Consider the following 21,016-nt stretch of genomic DNA (forward strand, 5'->3'; position numbering starts at 1 on the left):
TCGAGTCTAACGAGGTCGCTGGCGGATGCGGAAATCGATCGATGCGCGCGTGATCTTCATCGCGTTGTGGTGCGCGCTGCTGCTCCTCAAGGCGGCGATCGCCGTGCGCCTGCCGCTGTTCGTCGACGAGGCCTTCTACTGGCAGGAGAGCCGCCACCTCGCATGGGCGTACTCGGACCTGCCGGGGCTCACGGCGTGGATGATCCGGGTGGGCAGCATGGTCTTCGGCGACGGCGTGCTGGCGCTGCGCATGCCGTTCCTGCTGGTTGCCGCCGCGTTGCCGTGGTTGGTGGTCCGTATCGCGGCACGCGAATTCGGCGAGCCGCAGGCCTGGGTCGCGGGCATTGCCGCGCTGCTGCTGCCGCTGGCCGGCAGCCTGGGGCTGATGGCATTGCCCGACACGGCGATGGCGCTGGCGACGCTGCTGTGCCTGGATGCGGGCACGCGCATGCTGCGCGGCGTCGGCTACGGCGTGGTGCTGCAGTTCGCGCTGGGACTGGCAATCGGCGCGCTCAGCCACTACCGCTTCGCGGCGGTGGTAGGGGTGGGTTTCGTTGCGCTTCTGCTGCTGCCACAGGGCAGGCAGGTGCTGCGCGACCCGCGCGTGTGGATCGCGATCGCGTTCGGCGCCGCGGCATGGACCCCGTTGCTGGCCTGGAACTTCGAGAACGCCGAGGCGGGCCTGCGCTTCCAGCTGGTCGATCGCCACCCGTGGTCGTGGCATCCGGATGGCTTGTGGTTCATCGCGATCCAGGCGCTGCTGGCCACGCCGCTGCTGTTCGTCGCGCTGCTGCTGGCCGGCGTGCGCGGCGTGCGCGAAGCCAGCGAGCCGGTGCGGTTCCTGGCGCTGTGCGGGCTGCTGCTGGTGCTCGGATTCTTCGTGCTCGGGTTCTTTGCCGATACTGAGCGCGTCAGCTTCCATTGGCCGCTGCCGGGCCTGCTCGCGCTGCTGCCGCTGCTGCCTGCGGCACTGGCGCACTGGCGGCCATGGCTGCGTGCGGCGACCTGGGTGATGGCCGCGTGCGGCCTGGTCGTGGTGCTGGGCTACTACCTGGTGGTGTCGATGCCAGCGCTGCGCGCGCAGACCGCCACGCTGAAGTGGTACCCGTCGAACTTCGCAGGCTGGAATGAACTTGCCCACGCCGTCCGCGAGGAGCGCGCCGCCATGCCGGAGGGCACGCGCCTGGTCGCCGACAACTTCAAGGTCGGTGCCGAGCTTGGGTTCGCGCTCGGCAATCCGCGCATCGAAGTGCTGGAGCATCCGGTCAACCGCGACCACGGGCGTGCGCCCCAGCTCAGGCTGTGGGGGCTCGAGGCGAGCGGGGCGGTCGACCGTGGCGGCGATCCGGTGCTGCTGGTCGTGGCCGCCAACGAAGTCGAATACAAGCACCTGCTGCTGCGCTACCACGCGCTGTGCCGGCGGTTCGGACCGCTGCCGCCGCCGCGCGTGGTCAGCGTCGACCACGGCCGCACCCGCTTCCTGCTGTTCGCGCTCGGCCCACGCGCCCCGGACATGCCCGAAGGCGGCTGCACGCTGCCGGCGATGGCCTGGTTCGACAGTCCCGCGGCCGGTGCCCGTGTCGACGACCATGTCGCCGTGGCCGGCTGGGCGTTCAAGGACGGCGTGGGCATCGACCGCGTCGAGGTCACGCTCGACGGCCAGGTGGTGGCGACCGCGCAATACGGGCTCGAGCGGCCCCATGTCGCCGGCTACTGGGCGATCTCGACCGATCCCGCGCACCCGGCGGTCGGTTTCCAGGCCGATGTCATCCTGCCGGCTGGCCTGCAGGGCGTGCGTTGGCTTGGCCTGCGCCTGCACGGCAAGGACGGCAGCGTCGAGGACTGGCCGGAGCAGCGCATCGTGGTGGAATGACCGGCCGTGTGCCGTGTGCGTCGCCGCGCAGCGGCGACGGCCGCGGTCAGGGCAGCATGTAGCCGGCCGCGCGCAGCAGGCGCGCGGTCGCGATCAGCGGCAGGCCGACCAGCGCCGTCGGGTCGCTGCTGTCGATGGCCTCGAACAGCGCGATCCCGTAGCCCTCGCACTTGAAACTCCCGGCGCAGTCCCAGGGCTGCTCGGCGTCGACGTAGCGCGTGATCGCGTCGACGTCGAGGGCGCGCAGGCGCACGCGCGTGGTATCGATTCCGGCGTGTACTGCGTCGCCGCCCGCCACGGCCACGGCGGTGTGGAAGACGACCTCGCGCGCCGACATCGCGAGCAACTGGGCGATCGCGGCGTCGCGTCCTCCGGCCTTGCCGATCGGCCGGCCGTCGAGTTCAGCCACCTGGTCGGAGCCGATCACCCATGCGTCGGGATGCGACGTGGCGACCGCTGCGGCCTTGGACCGCGCCAGGCGCATGGCCAGCGCCGCGGGAGCTTCGCCGGGGCGCGGGGTCTCGTCGACGTCGGGGCGGGCACATTCGAACGGCAGGCGCAGGCGCGCCAGCAAGTCGCGGCGGTAAGGCGAGGTGGAGGCCAGGACCAGGGCAGGCATGCGCATCAGCGCAGCGGCGCGCGCGCGCGCTCGATCCGCGACAGCTCCTGCTCGATGCGGGTGCGTGCGGCATCGATGGATTCACGCACCGTCGCCAGCTGGGCGAGCGAAGCGCTTTCGCCGTGCTGCTGCAGCCACAGGCGCTGGCGCAGCATCTCCTGCAGGGCGGCGCGCACCGGATCGACGGCATCGCCGGCGACCGCCTCGAACTCCGCGCGCGCGGTGCGCAGGCGCGATTCCAGGGCATCGGCGGCGTCGAGGACCCCGGCCAGGGCGCGGCGCCGCCGGCCGCTGCCGGCCCGGCGCAGCAGCAGCCACAGGGCCGCGGCCAGTGACGCGAGTACAATCAGCAGCGGCGTCGGAGACACGCGGGAGCCCTCGGTTGCGGGCCAGCAGTCTGCCCGTTGCGGCCCGGCCCGGGCAAATTGCCCCCGTGTACAAGGGGTTGGCCGGGATCCGCGGTTTGACAGGTGTCGGGGCGAGGCCTAACATTCTCCGGCTTATGTCTGCAGACGTGCCCGAGGTATTGGACGCTTGGCGCATGGTCGCGGCCCGGCGCGAGTTCGCTGGCCGCCTGCCGCTGTCCGCGTTTGCGCGGCTGGGCGACACGCTGGTCGATGCGGAAGGGGATGTCTCCTTCAGCCTCGGCTTCGATCGTGACGAGCTGCAGGTGCCTTTCGTGGAGCTGAGGATCGACGCGGAGTTGCCGCTGCTTTGCCAGCGCACCCTGCAACGGTTCCTGTTCCCGGTCTCGGTGGTGCAGCGTCTTGGCCTGCTGCGGGACGGGGATGACGAGGAGGCCGCCGAAGCCGCGCTGCCGGAGGGCTACGAAGCCCTGCTGGTGGCCGACGACGGCATCGTGCGGCCCGCGGAGCTGGTCGAGGACGAGCTGATCCTGGCCGTGCCGGTGGTGCCCGTGGCACCCGGTTCGGAAAGCGTCGAGCGCGACTGGCCGGTTTCGGAAGATGAAGAAAAACGCGCCAACCCGTTCGCGGCGTTGGCTGACCTGAAAAAGAACTGACAACCCGGTTTCGTTTGGAGCACACCCATGGCCGTACAGAAGTCCCGCGTTTCCCCCTCCCGCCGTGGCATGCGCCGTGCGCATGACGCGCTGAGCGCCAAGCAGCTGTCCACCGACCCGACGTCGGGTGAGACCCACCTGCGCCACCACGTCACCCCGGATGGTTTCTACCGCGGTCGCCAGGTCGTGCAGCCGAAGGTCAAGATCGCCGAGGAAGATTGACCTCCCGGCCCGCCGCGTGGCGGCGGGCATGGCCATCGCGCGTGCGCTGAGCGCCGCGCGATCCGCCGGCATTGCCGGCGCCGGAACCAGTGAGGTCGATCCACCAGATGAGTGAGTCCGCAATCCCCGCGACGGCCCCAGCGCCGCGCATCTACGCGCGCATCGCGGGTACCGGCAGCTATCTGCCGGCCAAGGTGCTGACCAACGACGACCTTGCCAAGTTCGTCGACACCAGTGACGAATGGATCGCCAGCCGCACCGGCATCCGCCAGCGCCACGTCGCCGCCGAGGGCGAGACCACCGGCGACCTGGCCTACCACGCGGCCGTGCGTGCGCTCGAAGCCGCTGGCGTCGACGCCTCCGAACTCGACCTGATCATCCTCGGTACCACCACGCCGGACATCATTTTTCCGTCGACCGCCTGCCTGGTGCAGCACCGCCTCGGTGCCGACGGCTGCCCGGCGTTCGACGTCAACGCGGCCTGTTCGGGCTTCGTCTACGCCCTCAGCGTGGCCGAGAAGTTCATCACCTCGGGCGCCGCGAAGACGGCGCTGGTGATCGGCTCCGAGACGCTCACCCGCATGGTCGACTGGAGCGAGCGCACCACCTGCGTGCTGTTCGGCGATGGTGCCGGCGCGGTCGTGCTCAAGGCCGACACCGAGACCGGCATCCTCAGCACCCACCTGCACGCCGACGGCGGCAAGAAGGAGCTGCTGTGGAACCCGGTCGGCGTGTCGGTGGGATTCAAGGAAAACGAGAAGAACGCCGGCGTGCGCATCCAGATGGCCGGCAGCGAGGTGTTCAAGGCCGCGGTCAAGGCGCTGGACGCGATCGTCGAGGAGACGCTCGAGGCCAATGGCGTCGACCGCCATGACATCGACTGGCTGATCCCGCACCAGGCCAACCTGCGCATCATCGAAGCCACGGCCAAGCGCCTGGACATGCCGATGGAGCGCGTGATCGTCACCGTCGACAGGCACGGCAACACGTCGTCGGGTTCGGTGCCGCTGGCGCTGGACGAGGCGGTGCGCTCGGGCAAGGTGCAGCGCGGCCAGCTGGTGCTGCTGGAAGCGTTCGGTGGCGGGTTCACCTGGGGCTCGGCGCTGCTGCGTTATTGAGCGCGCCGGTCGCGGTGCCGCGACCACACGTAAACCGCAGGGGCCGCGAGCGATCGCGGCCCTTTGCGTTGGTGCTCCTGCACGCCGCCGGCCACGCGCATCCGGCCCCGACAGTACGCACGGGTACAGACGGGGGAGGCGGTTCGCCCGTATCATCGCCCCGTTTTTGAACAGGACTCCCGCTTGACCGCTTCCACGCTCGCATTCGTCTTCCCCGGCCAGGGTTCGCAGTCGCTCGGCATGCTGTCGGGGCTCGGTGCACGCCATCCCGAGGTGCGTGACGCCTTCGCCGAAGCTTCCGAGGGCGCCGGCGTGGACCTGTGGGCGTTGTCGCAGGACGGCCCGGAAGACCAGCTCAACCGCACCGAGTTCACCCAGCCCGCGCTGCTGGCCGCCGGCGTCGCCGCCTGGCGCGCCTGGCAGGCGCAGGGTGGCGAGGCGCCGTCGCTGCTGGCCGGCCACAGCCTGGGCGAATACGCCGCCCTGGTCGCCGCCGGCGCGCTGTCGCTGGCCGACGGCGCGAAGCTCGTGCGCCTGCGTGGCCAGCTGATGCAGGACGCGGCGCCGGCCGGCACCGGCGCGATGGCGGCCGTGATCGGCGCCGAGGACGCACTGGTGCAGGACACCTGCGTCGAGGCCTCCGGCGATGCCGGCGTGGTCGTGCCGGCCAACTTCAATTCGCCCGGGCAGATCGTCATCGGCGGGCATGTGGCCGCGGTCGACCGCGCGCTCGAGCTGCTTGCGGCCAAAGGCGTGCGCAAAGTGGTGAAGCTCGCCGTCAGCGTGCCTTCGCACACGCCGTTGATGCGCGAAGCCGCCAACCGCCTGTCCGAAGCCATGTCCGGGCTCGCCTGGAATACCCCGGCGTTGCCAGTCGTGCAGAACGTCGACGCCGAGGTGCACGACGGCGTGCAGGCGATCCGCGACGCGCTTGTGCGCCAGCTGTACCTGCCGGTGCAATGGACCTCCTGCGTCCAGGCGCTGGCCGGCCGCGGCATCACGCGCATCGGCGAATGCGGGCCCGGCAAGGTCCTTACCGGGCTGGCCAGGCGCATCGAGAAGTCGCTGGACGCCCGTGCGCTCGGTGCGCCGGACGACTTCGACGCCGCCTTGGCGGAATGGAACAACAGCTGATTCTTTTGCCACGGATCCACGCGGATCACGCGGATCAAGCCGGACTGGTGTGCAGTGCCGCGATCCGATCCGAGTCATCCGCGTCAATCCGTCGCAAGAAACGCTCTGACTGATACAGGCAAGGACATATGACACAGGAATTGAAAGGCGAGATCGCGCTGGTGACCGGCGCGAGCCGCGGCATCGGCGCCGCGATCGCCGACCAACTGGCTGCGATGGGCGCCACCGTGATCGGCACCGCGACCAGTGAGGCCGGCGCGCAGGCGATCGGCGCGCGCCTGGCGGAGCATGGCGGCCATGGCCGCGTGCTGGACGTGTCGGTGGCGGGCGAAATAGAGGCGCTGGTCGACGCGATCGCCAAGGACATCGGCGCGATCTCGATCCTCGTCAACAACGCCGGCATCACCCGCGACAACCTGCTGATGCGCATGAAGGACGAGGACTGGCAGGCCATCCTCGATACCAACCTCACCAGCGTCTATCGCGCCTCCAAGGCGGTGATGCGCGCGATGATGAAGGCGCGCCGTGGCCGCATCATCAACATCGCCTCGGTCGTCGGCGTCACCGGCAATGCCGGCCAGGCCAACTACGCCGCCGCCAAGGCGGGCGTGATCGCGTTCAGCAAGTCGCTGGCCAAGGAAATCGGCAGCCGCGGCGTGACCGTGAACGTGGTGGCGCCGGGCTTCATCGCCACCGACATGACCCGCGACCTGCCGGAGGCTTCGAAGGAAGCGCTGGTCGGGCAGATCGCGCTGGGGCGCCTGGGTGAAGCGGACGACATTGCCCGCGCCGTCGCGTTCCTGGCCGGGCCGGGCGCAAGCTACATCACCGGCGAAACCCTGCACGTCAATGGCGGCATGTACATGCCGTGACACTGAAAGGCCAAGCGCAGGGCCCCGGGATCCGGGGGCCGCGCGCGGCAAGCAACGTCCCACCCGTTTCCCTTACACTATCCACCGCAACTGCCTCCACCGGAGCCGAATACCCATGAGCAGCATCGAAGAACGCGTCAAGAAAATCGTCGTCGAACAACTGGGCGTCAAGGAAGACGAGGTCAGCACCAGCGCCTCCTTCGTCGACGACCTCGGAGCCGACTCCCTCGACACCGTCGAGCTGGTGATGGCCCTCGAAGAAGAGTTCGAGTGCGAGATCCCGGACGAGGAAGCCGAGAAGATCACTTCGGTGCAGCAGGCCATCGATTACATCAAGGCCCACGTCAAGGCCTGATGCGTCCATTGCGGCCGTCGGCCGCAGCGTGACAACCCGGGGCCGCTGATGCGGCCTCGGGCGTTTTCGGCGCGCCGGTTGGCGGCGCGCGCAACCGTCCAGGAGTCCATATGTCCAAGCGTCGCGTCGTCATCTCCGGCCTCGGCATCCTGTCGCCGCTCGGCAATGACCTGGCATCGTCCTGGCAGGGCATCGTGGACGGGCGTTCGGGCATCGGCCCGATCACCAACTTCGACGCTTCCAGCTTTGCCACGCGCATCGCCGGCGAGGTCAGGGGCTTCGAGCCGACGCAGTGGATCGCGCCGAAGGACGTCAAGAAGATGGACCCCTTCGTGCACTACGGCGTGGCTGCGGCGATGATGGCGATCGCCGACGCGGGCCTCGACGTGGCAGCCGATCCCGAGCGCATCGGTGTCGCCATCGGCGCCGGCATCGGTGGCCTCAAGGGCATCGAGGAAACCACGCTCAAGTACGCCGAGGGCGGCGCGCGCAAGATCTCGCCGTTCTACGTGCCCAGCACCATCATCAACATGATCGCCGGCCAGGTCTCGATCATGACCGGCGCGCAGGGCCCCAACATCGCAGCGGTCACCGCCTGCACCACGGCCACGCACAACATCGGCCTGGCGATGCGCATGATCCAGTACGGCGATGCCGACGTCATGATCGCCGGCGGTGCCGAGTACGCCACCACGCCGACGTCGGTCGGCGGCTTCTGCGCGATGAAGGCGCTGTCCACCCGCAACGATGACCCGGCCGCGGCCTCGCGCCCCTGGGACGAGGGCCGCGACGGCTTCGTCATGGGCGATGGCGCCGGCGTGCTGGTGATCGAGGAATACGAGCGTGCCAAGGCCCGCGGCGCGCGCATCTATGCCGAGCTCGCCGGCTTCGGCATGAGCGGTGACGCGTACCACATGACCGCGCCCAGCGAGAACGGCGGCGGCGGCGCGCGCTGCATGCGCGCGGCGATCAGCGACGCGGGCATCGACCCGTCCGCCATCGGCTACATCAACGCCCACGGCACCTCCACACCGGCCGGCGACCTCGCCGAGACCATGGGCATCAAGAGCGTGCTCGGCGAGCACGCGCGCAAGGTCATGGTGAGCTCCACCAAGTCGATGACCGGCCACCTGCTCGGCGCGGCCGGCGGCGTCGAGGCGGTGTTCTCGGCGATGGCCCTGCATGCGGGCGTCATCCCGCCGACGATCAACCTCGACAACCCGTCGCCGGGCTGCGACCTCGACTATGTGCCGCACACCGCACGCCAGCAGCAGGTGGACATCGCGATGTCCAACTCGTTCGGCTTCGGCGGCACCAACGGTAGCCTGGTGTTCCGCCGCATCTGACGCGTCGCCGCCGCGTCCGCGGCGGCACCGGCCTGCCTGCATGCTGATTGCCCGTACCCTGCCATCCGGCGTCGACCTGCTGGCGCTGCAGCGGCGCACGCCCGCGCGCTTCCCGCTGCTGCTCGAATCGGTCGCGTCCGGCACCGCACAGGGGCGCTGGGATATGCTGCTCGCCGCCGACGGCGCCCGCATCACCCTCGGGAGCGACGGACACAGTCGACGCGAAGACGGTCGCGTGGCCGGCGCCGGCTTCCTCGACGTGCTGGATGCCGACTGGCAGGCGCTGCGCGTGCCGCGCGAGGAGCCGCTGTGGCCATTCCGCGGCGGCTGGGCGCTGCTGCTGGGCTACGAGCTGGCGGCGGAAGTTGAGCTGGTGCTTTCGCTGCCCCCCGCGGAAGGCTCGCTGCCGGTCGCGGTCGCCTGTCGCTGTCCCGCGGCGGTGCTGCGCGATCGCGCAAGCGGCGAGGTTGTGGCGGTGGCCGAGCGCGGACACGAGGCGCTGCTCGAGGCCATCGTTGCAGATGCCCTGTCTGCCGCCGTGCCGCCGCCGCTCGCCTGGCCCGGTGTGGTCGCCTGCGCGGAAGATGCCGGCGATACCTATCTGCACGGCGTCGCGCGCGCGCTCGACTACATCCGCGCCGGTGACGTGTTCCAGGTCAACCTGTCGCGCGGCTGGGACGTGCGCTTCGACGCGCCGCTCGAACCCGCGGCGCTGTACCAGCGCCTGCGCGTGGCCAATCCCGCCCCGTTCGCCGGCCTGTTCGACCTGGGCGATGCCGGAGCCGTGGTCAGCGCCTCGCCCGAGCGCCTGGTCTCGGTGCGCGGTGACCTGGTGGAGACGCGCCCGATCGCCGGCACACGTCCAAGGCTGCCCGGAGATGACGACGCCGGCCGCATCCGCGAGCTGGTCGGGCATGCCAAGGAACGCGCCGAGCACGTGATGCTGGTGGATCTCGAACGCAACGATCTCGGGCGTGTGTGCCAGGCGGGCAGCGTCGAAGTCGACGAGCTGATGGTGGTGGAAAGCTACGCCCACGTGCACCACATCGTCAGCAACGTGCGCGGCCGGCTGCGCGCCGATGCGACGCCCGGCGCCGTGCTGCGCGCGGTGTTCCCCGGCGGCACCATCACCGGTGCGCCCAAGGTGCGCTGCATGCAGGTGATCGCCGAACTCGAGGGTGTCGGCCGCGGTGCCTACACCGGTGGGATGGGCTGGTTGAACCGCGACGGCGACCTCGACCTCAACATCCTGATCCGCAGCGCCGAAGTCACCGGCGCGCAGCTGCGCTTCCGCACCGGCGCGGGCATCGTGGCCGATTCGGATCCGGTGCATGAACTCGACGAAACCCGCGCCAAGGCGCGCGGCATGCTGCAGGCGCTCGGCCTGACCGGCGATGCAGCCGGCAAGGTATCCTGAGGCCATGCTTGCCATCATCCCCGCGGGTCCCGCCGCATGAGTGCCTGGTCGGCGCTGAAGCGCATCGCACTGGCCCTGTTCCTGCTGTCCGCGCTCATTGTCGGCGGCGCGGCGTACTGGGGCTGGACGCACTACACGAGCTTCGCGTCGGCGCCGTTGCCGGGTGTCGAGGAGGGTGACAGCCTGGTGGTCGAACGCGGCGATTCGCTGCGCCGCGTGGTCACCCGGCTGCGCGGGCAGGGCAACGCCGCGGGCAGCGACATCGAGTGGCGGCTGCTTGCGCGCCAGCTGGGTGCCGGCGACCGCATCCAGGTCGGCGAGTACGCGCTGGAGCCGGGCATCACGCCATCACAGCTGCTGCTCAGGATGCGCGATGGCAAGGTGGTGCACCATCGCGTGACGATCGTCGAAGGCTGGAACATCCGCGAACTGCGCGCGGCGCTCGCCCGTGCCACGCCGCTGGTACAGACCCTGCACGAGCTCGATGATGCCGCGTTGATGGCGGCGCTCGGCCGCGAAGGCGTGCATCCCGAAGGGCGCTTCCTGCCCGAGACCTACGCCTACACCACCGGCGACACCGACCTCGACCTGCTTCGCCGCGCGGCAGCCGATCTGGACAGCGCGCTCGACGCCGCCTGGGAAGCGCGCGCCGACAACCTGCCGATCTCGTCGAAGGACGAAGCACTGGTGCTGGCGTCCATCGTGGAGAAGGAAACCGGCATCGCCGAGGAGCGCGCGCGCATCGCCGGCGTGTTCACGCGCCGCCTGCGCATCGGCATGCGCCTGCAGACAGACCCCACGGTGATCTACGGCATGGGCAGCAACTATGCGGGCAACATCCGCCGCGCCGACCTGGTCGCCGATACGCCGTACAACACCTATACCCGCGACGGCCTGCCGCCGACGCCGATCGCCATGGCCGGGCGGGATGCGCTGCGCGCCGCGACGCAGCCTGCCGAGGGCGATGACCTGTATTTCGTCGCCGTCGGCGATGGCAGCGGCCGCCACGTCTTCTCGCCGTCGCTGGATGCGCACAACACCGCCGTGCGCGAGTACGTGCGCCGCTACCGCCAGCAGCACGCGCCGCGATGAACGCGTTGCCGATGCATCCGCGGCTGGTCTCGCTGGAAGGCGGCGAGGGCGCGGGGAAGACCACGGTGCTGGTCGCACTGCAGACCGAGCTGGCCGCTGGCGGCGACGAGGTGCTGGTGACCCGAGAGCCCGGCGGCACGCCGCTGGCCGAGATGATCCGCGAGCTGCTGCTGTCGCCGCGGCACGAGCCGCCGGCGGCGGAAACCGAACTGCTGCTGATGTTCGCCGCGCGCGCGCAGCACGTGCGCGAGGTGATCAACCCGGCACTCGCACGCGGCGCCTGGGTGCTGTGCGACCGCTTCACCGATTCCAGCTTCGCCTACCAGGGTGGCGGCCGCGGGCTGGATCCCGCGCTCATCGAAACGCTGGAGCGCGGCGTTGTCGGCCTGCGCCCGGGGCTCACCCTGCTGCTCGATCTCGACGTCGCCCAGGGCCGCGCCCGGACCCGTGGCCGCGATCCGCAGCCGGACCGCATCGAACGGGAGCGCGACGAGTTCTTCGAGCGCGTGCGCGCCGCGTTCCTTGCGCGTGCGGCGGCCGATCCGGCGCGCTTCCGCGTCATCGACGCGTCGCGCGCCGTAGGCATCGTGGCGGCAGACGCTGTGGCGCGGCTGCGCGAATGGCGACACGGCGCATGATGCCGACCGACGCCATGGCGCCCTGGCAGCAGCGCGTCCACGATCACGCCGCGGCCGCCATCGATGCCGGGCGGATGGGGCACGCGCTGCTGTTCTGCGGACCGGCACGGCTGGGCAAGCGGCGCGTCGCCGAGCAGCTTGCGCAGCGCGTGCTGTGCCTGGCGCCCGACACCGGCCTGCGCCCCTGCGGTGCCTGCCGCGCATGCCGGCTGTACCTGTCGCGCAGCCAGAAGGATCCGCTGGAGGAGCGCCCCGACAAGGCGCTGGCGCATCCGTTCGGCCATCCGGCGCACCCCGATGCGGTGTTCGTCAGCTATGCATGGCGCTTCACGCCCTCGCCGCCGCGGCAGATGACGCAGATCTCGGTCGACCAGGTACGCGAACTGTCCGAACGCCTGTCGACGACGCCGCAGTACGGCACCGCCAAGGTCGCGATCATCGAGCCGGCCGACGCCATGAACGAGGCGGCCGCCAACGCACTGTTGAAGACGCTCGAAGAGCCGGTACCCGGGCGTTACCTCTGGCTCGTCACCGACAACCCGGCTCGCCTGCCGGCGACGATCCGCAGCCGCTGCCAGCGCCTGGAGTTCCGCATTCCGCCCGCGGACGAAGCCGCGGCCTGGCTGCGGGCACAGGGCCATCCCGCGGCCGCTGCCGTCGAAGCGCTGGCTGCGGCCCGCGGCCATCCCGGCCTCGCCGACGCGTGGCTGCGCGACGGAGGGATGGCGCTCCGCAAGGCGGTCGCGGCCGAGCTTGGCCGGGTGGCGCGCAACGACGCTTCGGCGCTCGAGATCGCGAAGGCCTGGACCGGCGATGACGATGCCGACAAGCGCCTGCGGCACGCGGCGGACATCGCAGTTTCCGAAGCGGCCGGCTTGACCGATCCGCTGCGAATCCGGAAGCTGGCCGCCTGGTTCGATGCCGCCAACCGCACCAGGGACCTGCTGCGCACCACGGTGCGCGCGGACCTCGCGGTCGCCGAACTGCTGCTGTCCTGGCGCAGTGCGGCCGGTGGCGACACGGCAAGGGGAGTGGCGAAATGAGTTCAACCGGTGGTGCGCGGCAAGGCATCCTGTCCCTCGCGGTCAAGGACAAGGCGCAGCTGTATGCGGCCTACATGCCGTACCTGAAGCACGGCGGGATCTTCGTGCCCACGACTCGGCGGTACTTCCTCGGTGACGAGGTGTTCGTGCTGCTGACCCTCCCGGAATCCAGCGAACGCCTGCCGGCCGCCGGCAAGGTGGTCTGGGTGACGCCGCCGGGCGCGCAGGGCAATCGCACCGCCGGCATCGGCGTGCAGTTCGCCGACACCGCCGAGGGCGAGAACGTGAAGGGCAGGATCGAGACGCTGCTCGCCGGCACGCTGACCGCGGAAAAGCCCACGCATACGATGTAGGGGTTCGGGAGCGGCGCACAAAAGCGCGGGGCGCCGGGTACCAAGGCCCTTGAGGACTCATGTCCCCCGGCGATGGCCTGCGGCCACCGCCTCCTCCTTGACTTCGCCCTCAAGGGCCTTGGCACCCGGTGCGCAGCAATCCGCGGTGCTTTGAAGAGCACAAGCACACCCCGTAACCCGGCCGATGCTTTTCGGTACCCGCGGGCTACGCGGAGCCCCGGAGTGGCCGGGAGGCCTTCGCGGGGAAGTAAAGGAGGAGGCATCCGCCGCCAGGCGGATCCGGGGGACATGAGCCGCGAAGGCCTCACGGCCACCACAGGGGCCCTCCGAGCCCCGGCTCAGTAATCACCCTTCACGCCGGTGGCGAAACCGTTCCGCGGTCACTGACCGGGGCCCCACACAAGAGGGCGGAAGGGGCCAATCCGCGCGAGCGATGGCGCCTGTCCGCCCGCCATCCGGCACCGCGTTGTCCGGTGAGTGTCGTCCGTTGCCGGAGGCCTCCCATGGACCGTCGAATCCCCGTTTCCGTGTCGTGCGCCGTAGCGGCGCTGGCCCTCGCCTGTGCCGGCTGCGGCCAGCACGCCTCCACGGCGGACGCGCCGCGGTCGTCACCCCCTGAAATGGCCCTGGTCGGCGCGGTGCTGCTTGAGGGGCTGGGCGATTACAGCTTCCCCGTGAGTACTACCCATCCCGAGGTGCAGCGCTGGTTCGACCAGGGCCTGGCGCTGACCTACGGCTTCAACCACGACGCCGCCGAACGCGCCTTCCTCAAGGCCACCGAACTCGACCCGGCGTGCGCGATGTGCTGGTGGGGCGCGTCGCTGGTGCTCGGGCCGCACGTCAACGCCGCCATGGATCCCGCCGACAACGCCGACGCCTGGAGCCGGCTGCAGCGCGCGCGCGAACTGGCGCCAAAGGCAAGCGCGCGCGAGCAGGCATTCATCGAGGCGCTGTCGGCGCGCTACGCCGCGCAGCCGCCGGAGAATCGCCGCCCATTGGACGAGGCCTATGCCACGGCAACCGGCACGCTGGTGAAGCAGCGCCCGGATGACCTCGATGCCGCGGTCCTGCATGCCGAGTCGCTCATGGACCTGCAGCCCTGGGACTACTACGACGCCTCGCTGCGGCCCAAGGGCCACACCGCCGAAATCGTGCAGGTGCTGGAATCGGTAATCGCGCGCGATCCCGAGCACGCCGGCGCGCTGCACCTGTACGTGCACGCGGTGGAGGCCTCCGCCGATCCGCAGCGCGGCGTGGTGGCCGCCGACCGCCTGCGCGAACTGATCCCGGGCTCGGGGCACCTGGTGCACATGCCCGCGCATATCTACGCCCGCGTCGGCCGCTGGCACGACGCCGTGCTCGCCAACAGGCGCGCCATCGAGGCCGATGACGCGTATCTCGCGATCTGCCGCGGCAACGTGCAGGGCGTGTATCCCCTCGGCTACGTACCGCACAACCACCATTTCCTGTGGTTCGCCGCGAGCATGGAGGGCAGCAGCAAGCTTGCCGGCGAGGCCGCGCGGCACACGTCCGAACGCACCAACCTGCCGGAGCTGATGCGCCAGCCGGGGTTCGCAGGCCTGCAGCACTATTGGATGACGCCGTGGTTCGAGCGCGTGCGCTTCGGGCGCTGGGACGAGATCGCCGCGGCGCCCAACCCGGCCCCGGACCTGCCCTACGTCACCGCGATCTGGCACTACGCGGAAGGCATGGCGGCCGTGCGGCAGTCGCGACCGGCCGATGCCGACCGCCACCTCGCTGCGTTGCGACCGCTTGCCGCGGACCCCGCGATGGACACCTTGATGGTGTGGGACCGCTATCCGCTGGCGCACTCGGCGCGAATCGCCGAGCGCGTGCTCAGCGCCGAAATCGCCGCCGCGCGTGGTGACCATGTTGCGTCGGTAGCGGCGCTGCGCGAAGCCGTGAAGATCGAAGACGGCATTCCCTATGACGAACCACCCGGCTGGCATGCGCCGGTGCGCCACACCCTGGGCGCAGTGCTGCTCGACGCGGGGCGCGCGGCGGACGCCGAAAAGGTCTATCGCGAAGAGCTGCGCCGCAATCCGGGCAATGGCTGGTCGCTGTTCGGCCTGGCCAAGAGCCTGGACGCGCAGCGCAAGACCCGCGAGGCGGCGGATGCCAGGCGCCGGTTCGCGGCGGCCTGGCAGAACGCGGATATCGAGCTGACAGCGTCGCGGATGTGATGGTGCGGAAGGGCACGCCACGTGCCCTTCCGCCGCGGGGTCAAGCCCGCAACGCCGGTGAATCCCACCCCGGTCGGGGGGCGAAACGATCGCCGTGGGTCGCCTGCAGCGCCTTGAGCCGGGCGAGGATCACGTCGACACCGGTCTCGCGCACGTACTGGATCGGGCCGCCGCGGAACGGCGCGAAGCCGGTGCCGAAGATCACCCCGGCATCGAGCAGGTCGGCGTCGGCCACCACGCCGTCGTGCAGTGCGGCGACCGCTTCGTTGATGAGCGGCAGGATCAGGCGATCCTCGAGGTCGGCGGGCACCGGGTAGTCCTTCGGCACCTCCGGCTTCTTCGCCTTGCCCTCGGCCCACGTGTACAGGCCCTGGCCGTCCTTCTTGCCGCGCTTTCCTGCTTCCGGCGGCGACGACAGCGAAGCGGGGATCGGCAGGCCAAGGAACGGCGCGAGTTCCGCGCCCACGCCCACCGCCACGTCCAGGCCCACGGTGTCGATCAGCTCGATCGGCCCCATCGGCATGCCGAACTTCACCGCCGCCTTGTCGATCACCGCACCCGGGATGCCTTCCGCGTACGCGGTCGCGGCTTCGAGCATGTACGGGAACAGCAGGCGGTTGACGAGGAAGCCCGGCGTGCCGGTCACCGGCACCGGCAGCTTGTCGATCGCCTTGCAGAATGCGGCCAGGCGCAGCTCGGTCGTCGGGTCCATGCCGTCATGGCGGACGATCTCGACCAGCGGCATCATCGCCACCGGGTTGAAGTAGTGCAGGCCGGCGAAGCGCGCCGGCTGTGCCAGGCCGCCACGCAAGTCGTCGAGCGGTATCGACGAGGTGTTGGTGGTCAGCAGTGCTTCGGCCTTCAGCCGCGGCTCCACGCTGGCATACAGCGCGCGCTTGGCGTCGGGCTGTTCGATGATCGCCTCGATCACCAGGTCCGCCGCCGGCAGGCCGTCGCCGGCCAGGTCCGCCTTCAGGCGCGCAGACACCGCGGGGCGCTTGGCCTCGTCCTTGACCTTCTTCGCGAACAGCTCCTGCGCGCGCGCCATGGCCTTGTCGATGAAGGGCTGCTCGCGGTCCTGCAGGGTGACGTCGAAGCCCTTGTAGGCCGACCAGGCGGCAATGTCGCCGCCCATCACGCCGGCGCCGACCACATGCACGCGCTGGATGCCACTGTCCTTGCCGCCCAGGCCCTTCAAGCGCTCCTGCAGGAAGAACACCCGCGTCAGGTTGCGCGCGGTGGGCGTGCCGGCCAGCTTGACCACCGACTTGCGCTCGGCCTCGAGGCGCTTCTGCACGCCGCCCCCGCTGCGCCGCCAGGTCTCGATCAGCGCGTAGGGCGCGGGGTAATGCTCCTTGCGTGCCTTGCGCGCGACCTGCTTCACCAGCATCGGCGCCAGCAGCTGTCGCGCCGGCCAGGTGTTGGTCAGCCAGCCGGTGGCGCGCTGCTTGAATGGACGCACGCGGCCGCCGAGCGCCAGCGCCACGGCCGCGTCCACCAGGCGCGCGGGCTCGACCACCTCGTCGACCAGGCCGATGCCGCGCGCGGCCGACGCCGACAGCGTGCGGCCGGTCAGCATCATGTCCATCGCCGCTGGCGTACCGACCAGGCGCGGCAGGCGCACGCTGCCGCCCCAGCCGGGATAGATGCCGAGCTTCACCTCGGGCAGCCCGATGCGCGTGGAGGGATCATTGCTGGCCACGCGGCAACGGCAGGCCAGCGCGATCTCGGTACCGCCGCCCATGCAGAAGCCGTGGATCGCGGCCACCGTGGGGCAGGGCAGGTCGGCCAGGCGCTGGAACGCCTGCTGGCCGCGGCGGATCGAGTCGCCGATGGTGCCCTTGGCATCGAACGCGGCGAACTCGCGGATGTCTGCGCCGGCGATGAAGCCGCGCGCCTTGCCGGAGCGCAGCACCAGGGCCTTGGGCGGGTCGAGCGCAAGGCGTTCCAGCAGCGCGTCGAGTTCGACCAGCACATCCTGTGCAAAGGTGTTCACCGACTCGCCGGCGCGGTCGAACGTCAGCAGCACGACGCCATCGGCACGCTGTTCGGCTTGCCAGTGGCTGAAGCGCAGACCATCGAGGCCAGCAATCATTCGGAACCATCCGTTAGGGTACGTACGGGGACCTATGATCCAGAGTCCGTTCAACCCGCGTCAAATCGGACCGCTGGACCACCTTCGCCTTGCGACGGTGGCCTGCGGGCCCCAGATCATCCGCCAGCCGGGAACTTTTCCCGCCGCACATGGTCACAAGCCCCGCCTGCAGGCCGGGCGGAAGGAGCGCCGGGCCCATGGCCGAAAGCGACACAGAACACCTCGATCACGACCTGGTGCGCCGCGTTCAACAGGGCGACACCGCGGCGTTCGACCTGCTGGTACGCAAGTACCAGCACCGCATCGCCGCCCTGATCGGGCGCTACATCCGTGACTGGAGCGAATGCCAGGACGTGGCCCAGGACACCTTCATCCGCGCCTACCGCGCGATCGGCAGTTTCCGCGGCGATGCACAGTTCTATACCTGGCTGCACCGCATTGCCGTGAACACCGCCAAGAACCACCTGGTGGCCAGCAATCGCCGCCCGCCGACGGACGACGTGGAGATCGAGGATGCCGAACATTTCGATTCCGCGATCCGCCTGCGCGACAACGACACCCCGGAGCGTGAACTGATGCGCCAGCAGCTGGAACAAACGGTGATGCGCGCGGTCGAAGCCCTGCCCGAAGAGCTGCGCACGGCGATCACGCTGCGCGAAGTCGAAGGCATGAGTTACGAGGAGATCGCGCAGCGCATGGATTGCCCGATCGGTACGGTCCGCTCGCGGATCTTCCGGGCCCGCGAGGCGATCGACGTCGAACTCGCGCCACTGATGGACAACGAAACCGCGTCCCAACGCGCGGTGCGATAGAGCATGACGATGAACCACGACGCAGAAGACCTGGAGTTCGAGCCGGCCCCGCCGGACAAGCTCTACACCCACAACCGCCGCCAGCTGTCGGCGATGCTGGATGGCGAGCTGTCGCCGGACCAGGCGCGTTTCATGCTGCGCCGGCTGCAGCACGACACCGAGCTTGCTGACTGCTGGGAGCGCTGGCAAGTCTGCGGCGACGTGCTGCGCGGGCAGGGCCATGCGCTGCTGCCCGCGGATTTCTCGCGGCGGGTGGCGGCTGCAATCGCCGCGCCGGATTCCGAATCGGTTGCCGCACACACGTCTGTCCGGACCGGCAACCGGCCGCGCGTGCTGCGCTGGGGTGGCGGTGCGCTGGCGGCCTCGATGGCACTCGTTGCACTGTTCATGGCCCGGCAGCTTCCGGACAGCCAGCTGCCTGCAGCGGGAGTCGGCGGCGACGTGGTGGCCGAGGCGACCACCGCGCCGCCCGGCGCGCAGCAGGCGCTGGAGGGTCTGGCGCGCATGCCTGAGGCAGCAGCCCGGACTGCCGTTCCAGGTGGTGATCTGGTGGCGGGTGGTGGCGCTCCCGCCTCGCCTGCTCCGGAAGGAAGCGAGGGTGCATGGGCCGCGGCAACCGGTGTGGCGGTCGCGGAGCTGCCGCGACGTGTCGCCGAGCGGCGTTCACGCGGCCAGTCGCAGCGTGCCGCCCGCCGTGTCGCGGCGGCCACTGCGCCGGCGCGGGGAATCGTGGCCACGGCCGCGTCCATGGCGCCGGCGATGGAGCCGTCAGCAACCGGCAGCGCGATGCCGCTGTTTGCCGACGCGCCTGATGCGCGCACGTTTGGCGCGCCGGCGGGTGCGCTGTTTGGCGGTCAGCCGGTCGCGCCGTCACGTCCGTGGCCGCGTGCGGTCCTGCCCGGTCTTGCCGCCGGCAGCCAACCGTTCTCGGCGCGTTACGGCTTGCCTTCGGCGCCCTCCGATGCCGCATTTGCACCGTTCCAGCCGCGGCTGGTCGAACCGTTCCCGGCCCGCCCCAATGCCGAGCCGGGCACCGAGGCCCGCGACGCGCAGCCCGAGCCCGGCACTGGCGCCGACTGATTCGCGCCCGCGGCTCCCGTCGCCGCGGGCACCCCCCTTGACCCGCCCTTTATCGAGGCCGAATCCCCGATGAAATCCCCTGTGTACGCCCTTGCCCTGGTCACTTTGACCGCCGCCGGCACTGCCGCGGTCATCCTGCCGGCGGCCACCGCCCAGTCCAACGCCGCCGCAGTGCCCGCCGCCGCGCCGTCGCCATCGATGGTCTCCGGGCTGCCCGATTTCACCCGGCTGGTCGAGCGTGTCGGCCCCGCGGTGGTCAACATCGAGGCCGTGACTGGCGGCACGGCCGCGGCCCAGCCTCAGCAACAGCAACAGCAACAGCAGCTGCCGGACGAAATGCCCGAGTTTTTCCGGCGCTTCTTCGGGCCGGGCTCGCCATTCCCCGGCATGCCGCAGGATCCGGGCGGTCGCCGCGGCATGTCGATGGGCACCGGGTTCCTGATCTCGGCCGATGGCTACGTGCTAACCAACCACCACGTGGTGGCTGGTGCCGACGAGCTGAAGGTCAAACTGTCGGATCGCCGCGAGTTCACAGCCGAGCTTGTCGGCGGTGACGAACAGTCCGATGTCGCCCTGCTCAAGATCAAGGCCGGCGGCAGCCTGCCGTACCTGCGTGCCGGCAACTCCGCGGCGCTCAAGCCCGGCCAGTGGGCGGTGGCGATCGGCTCGCCGTTCGGCCTCGACCAGTCGGTCACCGCCGGCATCATCAGTGCGGTGGGCCGGTCCAATCCCTACGCCAACCAGCGCTACGTGCCCTTCATCCAGACCGACGTCGCGATCAACCGCGGCAACTCCGGCGGACCACTGCTCAATACCGCCGGCGAGGTGGTGGGCATCAACTCGCAGATCTTCTCCAATTCCGGCGGCTACATGGGCGTCAGCTTCGCGATCCCGATCGACGTGGCCATGAACGTCGCCGACCAGCTCAAGACCACCGGCCAGGTGAAGCGCGGGCAGATCGGCGTGCAGGTGCAGCAGATCACCGCTGATGGCGCGCGCGGCCTGGGCCTGCCGGATACGCTGGGCGCGCTGGTCGCCGACGTGGTCCCGGACGGGCCCGCGTCCAAGGCCGGGCTGGAACGTGGCGACGTGATCCGCGAGATCGACGGCGTGCGGGTCACGCAGTCCAGCGACCTGCCGCCGATCGTCGGCGCCAAGGCGCCGGGCAGCCGCGCCACCCTGAAGGTCTGGCGCGATGGGCGCAGCCGCGACGTCACGGTGACGCTGGGCGAACTGGACGAGGGCGTGGCCAGCGTCCGCCCCGCACAGGGCAGCGCGCAGCCGGCCAAGTCGAGCAACCCGCTCGGCCTGGTGGGGCAGGAGCTGTCAGCAGCGCAGCGCCGGCAGCTTGAGCTGCCGGCGGGCGACGGCGTAGCCATTGCCCGCGTCGAGGGGCTGGCGGCACGCGCCGCGGGCATCCAGCCCGGCGATGTGGTGCTGTCGGTGGGCCGCAAGGGCGTGGGTTCGCCGGCGGACCTGGATCGCGAGCTGGCGACGGTCCGTCCCGGACAGACGGTGATGCTGCTGGTCCGCAACCGCAGCGGCGGGACCCAGTTCATCGCGGTGACCCCACGCGCAGCCGCCCAATAGTGCGGAGCGGGGCGGGGCCGTGGCGCAGGCCACGGTTCCCGCCGCAGCCCGGCCTGCACGGCCGGCGCGGGCCTCGGCCCACGCTGTGCGACAATCTTCGGTTTGACGCCACAGCCGCATCAGCGGCACGAC

At 70.5% G+C, this 21,016-nt stretch carries 20 protein-coding genes; 17 read left to right on the top strand and 3 right to left on the bottom strand.

What is annotated here, in order from left to right:
• Positions 1-25: 25 nt before the first annotated feature.
• Positions 26-1,873: a glycosyltransferase family 39 protein gene (locus JHB91_RS00545; RefSeq protein WP_199470789.1), complete on the top strand. Its 1,848-nt coding sequence runs from the start codon at positions 26-28 to the stop codon at positions 1,871-1,873.
• Positions 1,874-1,919: 46 nt separating this feature from the next.
• Here JHB91_RS00545 and JHB91_RS00550 read toward each other — a convergent pair whose 3' ends face one another.
• Together JHB91_RS00550 and JHB91_RS00555 are read right to left on the bottom strand one after the other, a co-directional pair.
• Positions 1,920-2,492 carry a Maf family nucleotide pyrophosphatase gene (locus tag JHB91_RS00550; protein ID WP_199470790.1) on the bottom strand — a complete coding sequence of 191 codons (573 nt, stop codon included), beginning with the start codon at positions 2,490-2,492 and terminating at the stop codon, positions 1,920-1,922.
• Positions 2,493-2,497: 5 nt separating this feature from the next.
• Positions 2,498-2,860, bottom strand: coding sequence for a hypothetical protein (locus JHB91_RS00555; protein WP_199373085.1), 363 nt, complete (start codon positions 2,858-2,860; stop codon positions 2,498-2,500).
• Between the two features lie 134 nt (positions 2,861-2,994).
• Here JHB91_RS00555 and JHB91_RS00560 point away from each other — a divergent pair, with 134 nt between their 5' ends.
• From JHB91_RS00560 to JHB91_RS00620, 13 genes are all read left to right on the top strand, one after another.
• Positions 2,995-3,513 (top strand): YceD family protein, encoded by a 519-nt coding sequence (locus tag JHB91_RS00560; protein WP_199373084.1) that lies wholly within the window; start codon positions 2,995-2,997, stop codon positions 3,511-3,513.
• Between the two features lie 27 nt (positions 3,514-3,540).
• On the top strand, positions 3,541-3,735 hold the full coding sequence (gene rpmF / locus JHB91_RS00565; RefSeq protein WP_199373083.1) for a 50S ribosomal protein L32: 195 nt from the start codon (positions 3,541-3,543) through the stop codon (positions 3,733-3,735).
• A gap of 107 nt (positions 3,736-3,842) precedes the next feature.
• The gene (locus JHB91_RS00570) at positions 3,843-4,853 is read left to right on the top strand and encodes a beta-ketoacyl-ACP synthase III (protein ID WP_199373082.1); all 1,011 of its coding nucleotides are present in this window, start codon (positions 3,843-3,845) and stop codon (positions 4,851-4,853) included.
• 183 nt (positions 4,854-5,036) lie between these two features.
• Positions 5,037-5,987 (top strand): ACP S-malonyltransferase, encoded by a 951-nt coding sequence (gene fabD, locus JHB91_RS00575; protein WP_199373081.1) that lies wholly within the window; start codon positions 5,037-5,039, stop codon positions 5,985-5,987.
• Positions 5,988-6,115: 128 nt separating this feature from the next.
• Positions 6,116-6,859 carry a 3-oxoacyl-ACP reductase FabG gene (fabG, locus tag JHB91_RS00580; protein ID WP_199470791.1) on the top strand — a complete coding sequence of 248 codons (744 nt, stop codon included), beginning with the start codon at positions 6,116-6,118 and terminating at the stop codon, positions 6,857-6,859.
• A 115-nt stretch (positions 6,860-6,974) separates the two neighbouring features.
• A complete protein-coding gene (gene acpP, locus JHB91_RS00585; RefSeq protein WP_182820475.1) occupies positions 6,975-7,214 on the top strand; it encodes an acyl carrier protein in 240 nt (79 codons plus the stop codon).
• Positions 7,215-7,324: 110 nt separating this feature from the next.
• The gene (fabF, locus tag JHB91_RS00590; RefSeq protein ID WP_199373079.1) at positions 7,325-8,560 is read left to right on the top strand and encodes a beta-ketoacyl-ACP synthase II; all 1,236 of its coding nucleotides are present in this window, start codon (positions 7,325-7,327) and stop codon (positions 8,558-8,560) included.
• A gap of 40 nt (positions 8,561-8,600) precedes the next feature.
• Entirely contained in the window at positions 8,601-9,977 is a 1,377-nt protein-coding gene (locus JHB91_RS00595; protein WP_199470792.1) for an aminodeoxychorismate synthase component I, read from the top strand.
• A 36-nt stretch (positions 9,978-10,013) separates the two neighbouring features.
• The gene (gene mltG, locus JHB91_RS00600; protein WP_199470793.1) at positions 10,014-11,069 is read left to right on the top strand and encodes an endolytic transglycosylase MltG; all 1,056 of its coding nucleotides are present in this window, start codon (positions 10,014-10,016) and stop codon (positions 11,067-11,069) included.
• Positions 11,066-11,707 (top strand): dTMP kinase, encoded by a 642-nt coding sequence (gene tmk / locus JHB91_RS00605; protein WP_233398488.1) that lies wholly within the window; start codon positions 11,066-11,068, stop codon positions 11,705-11,707. Before mltG ends, tmk begins: the two co-directional genes overlap by 4 nt.
• Entirely contained in the window at positions 11,704-12,750 is a 1,047-nt protein-coding gene (locus tag JHB91_RS00610; protein WP_199470794.1) for a DNA polymerase III subunit delta', read from the top strand. The genes tmk and JHB91_RS00610 overlap by 4 nt, the downstream gene beginning before the upstream one ends.
• Positions 12,747-13,103, top strand: a complete 357-nt coding sequence (locus JHB91_RS00615) for a PilZ domain-containing protein (RefSeq protein ID WP_199373075.1) — start codon at positions 12,747-12,749, stop codon at positions 13,101-13,103. The genes JHB91_RS00610 and JHB91_RS00615 overlap by 4 nt, the downstream gene beginning before the upstream one ends.
• 503 nt (positions 13,104-13,606) lie before the next feature.
• On the top strand, positions 13,607-15,307 hold the full coding sequence (locus tag JHB91_RS00620) for a hypothetical protein (RefSeq protein WP_199470795.1): 1,701 nt from the start codon (positions 13,607-13,609) through the stop codon (positions 15,305-15,307).
• Positions 15,308-15,347: 40 nt separating this feature from the next.
• Here JHB91_RS00620 and JHB91_RS00625 read toward each other — a convergent pair whose 3' ends face one another.
• A complete protein-coding gene (locus tag JHB91_RS00625; RefSeq protein ID WP_199470796.1) occupies positions 15,348-17,402 on the bottom strand; it encodes a 3-hydroxyacyl-CoA dehydrogenase NAD-binding domain-containing protein in 2,055 nt (684 codons plus the stop codon).
• A 197-nt stretch (positions 17,403-17,599) separates the two neighbouring features.
• Here JHB91_RS00625 and rpoE point away from each other — a divergent pair, with 197 nt between their 5' ends.
• The 3 genes from rpoE (at position 17,600) to JHB91_RS00640 (ending at position 20,884) form a co-directional block, all read left to right on the top strand.
• Complete coding sequence (rpoE, locus tag JHB91_RS00630; RefSeq protein ID WP_199373072.1) at positions 17,600-18,214, top strand: RNA polymerase sigma factor RpoE; 615 nt, start codon at positions 17,600-17,602, stop codon at positions 18,212-18,214.
• A 9-nt stretch (positions 18,215-18,223) separates the two neighbouring features.
• Positions 18,224-19,294: a sigma-E factor negative regulatory protein gene (locus tag JHB91_RS00635; RefSeq protein ID WP_199470797.1), complete on the top strand. Its 1,071-nt coding sequence runs from the start codon at positions 18,224-18,226 to the stop codon at positions 19,292-19,294.
• 69 nt (positions 19,295-19,363) lie between these two features.
• Positions 19,364-20,884 carry a DegQ family serine endoprotease gene (locus JHB91_RS00640; protein ID WP_199470798.1) on the top strand — a complete coding sequence of 507 codons (1,521 nt, stop codon included), beginning with the start codon at positions 19,364-19,366 and terminating at the stop codon, positions 20,882-20,884.
• Positions 20,885-21,016 lie beyond the last annotated feature (132 nt).

Origin of the sequence: Luteimonas sp. MC1828 (assembly GCF_016461615.1) — a bacterium.
Lineage (GTDB): Bacteria > Pseudomonadota > Gammaproteobacteria > Xanthomonadales > Xanthomonadaceae > Luteimonas.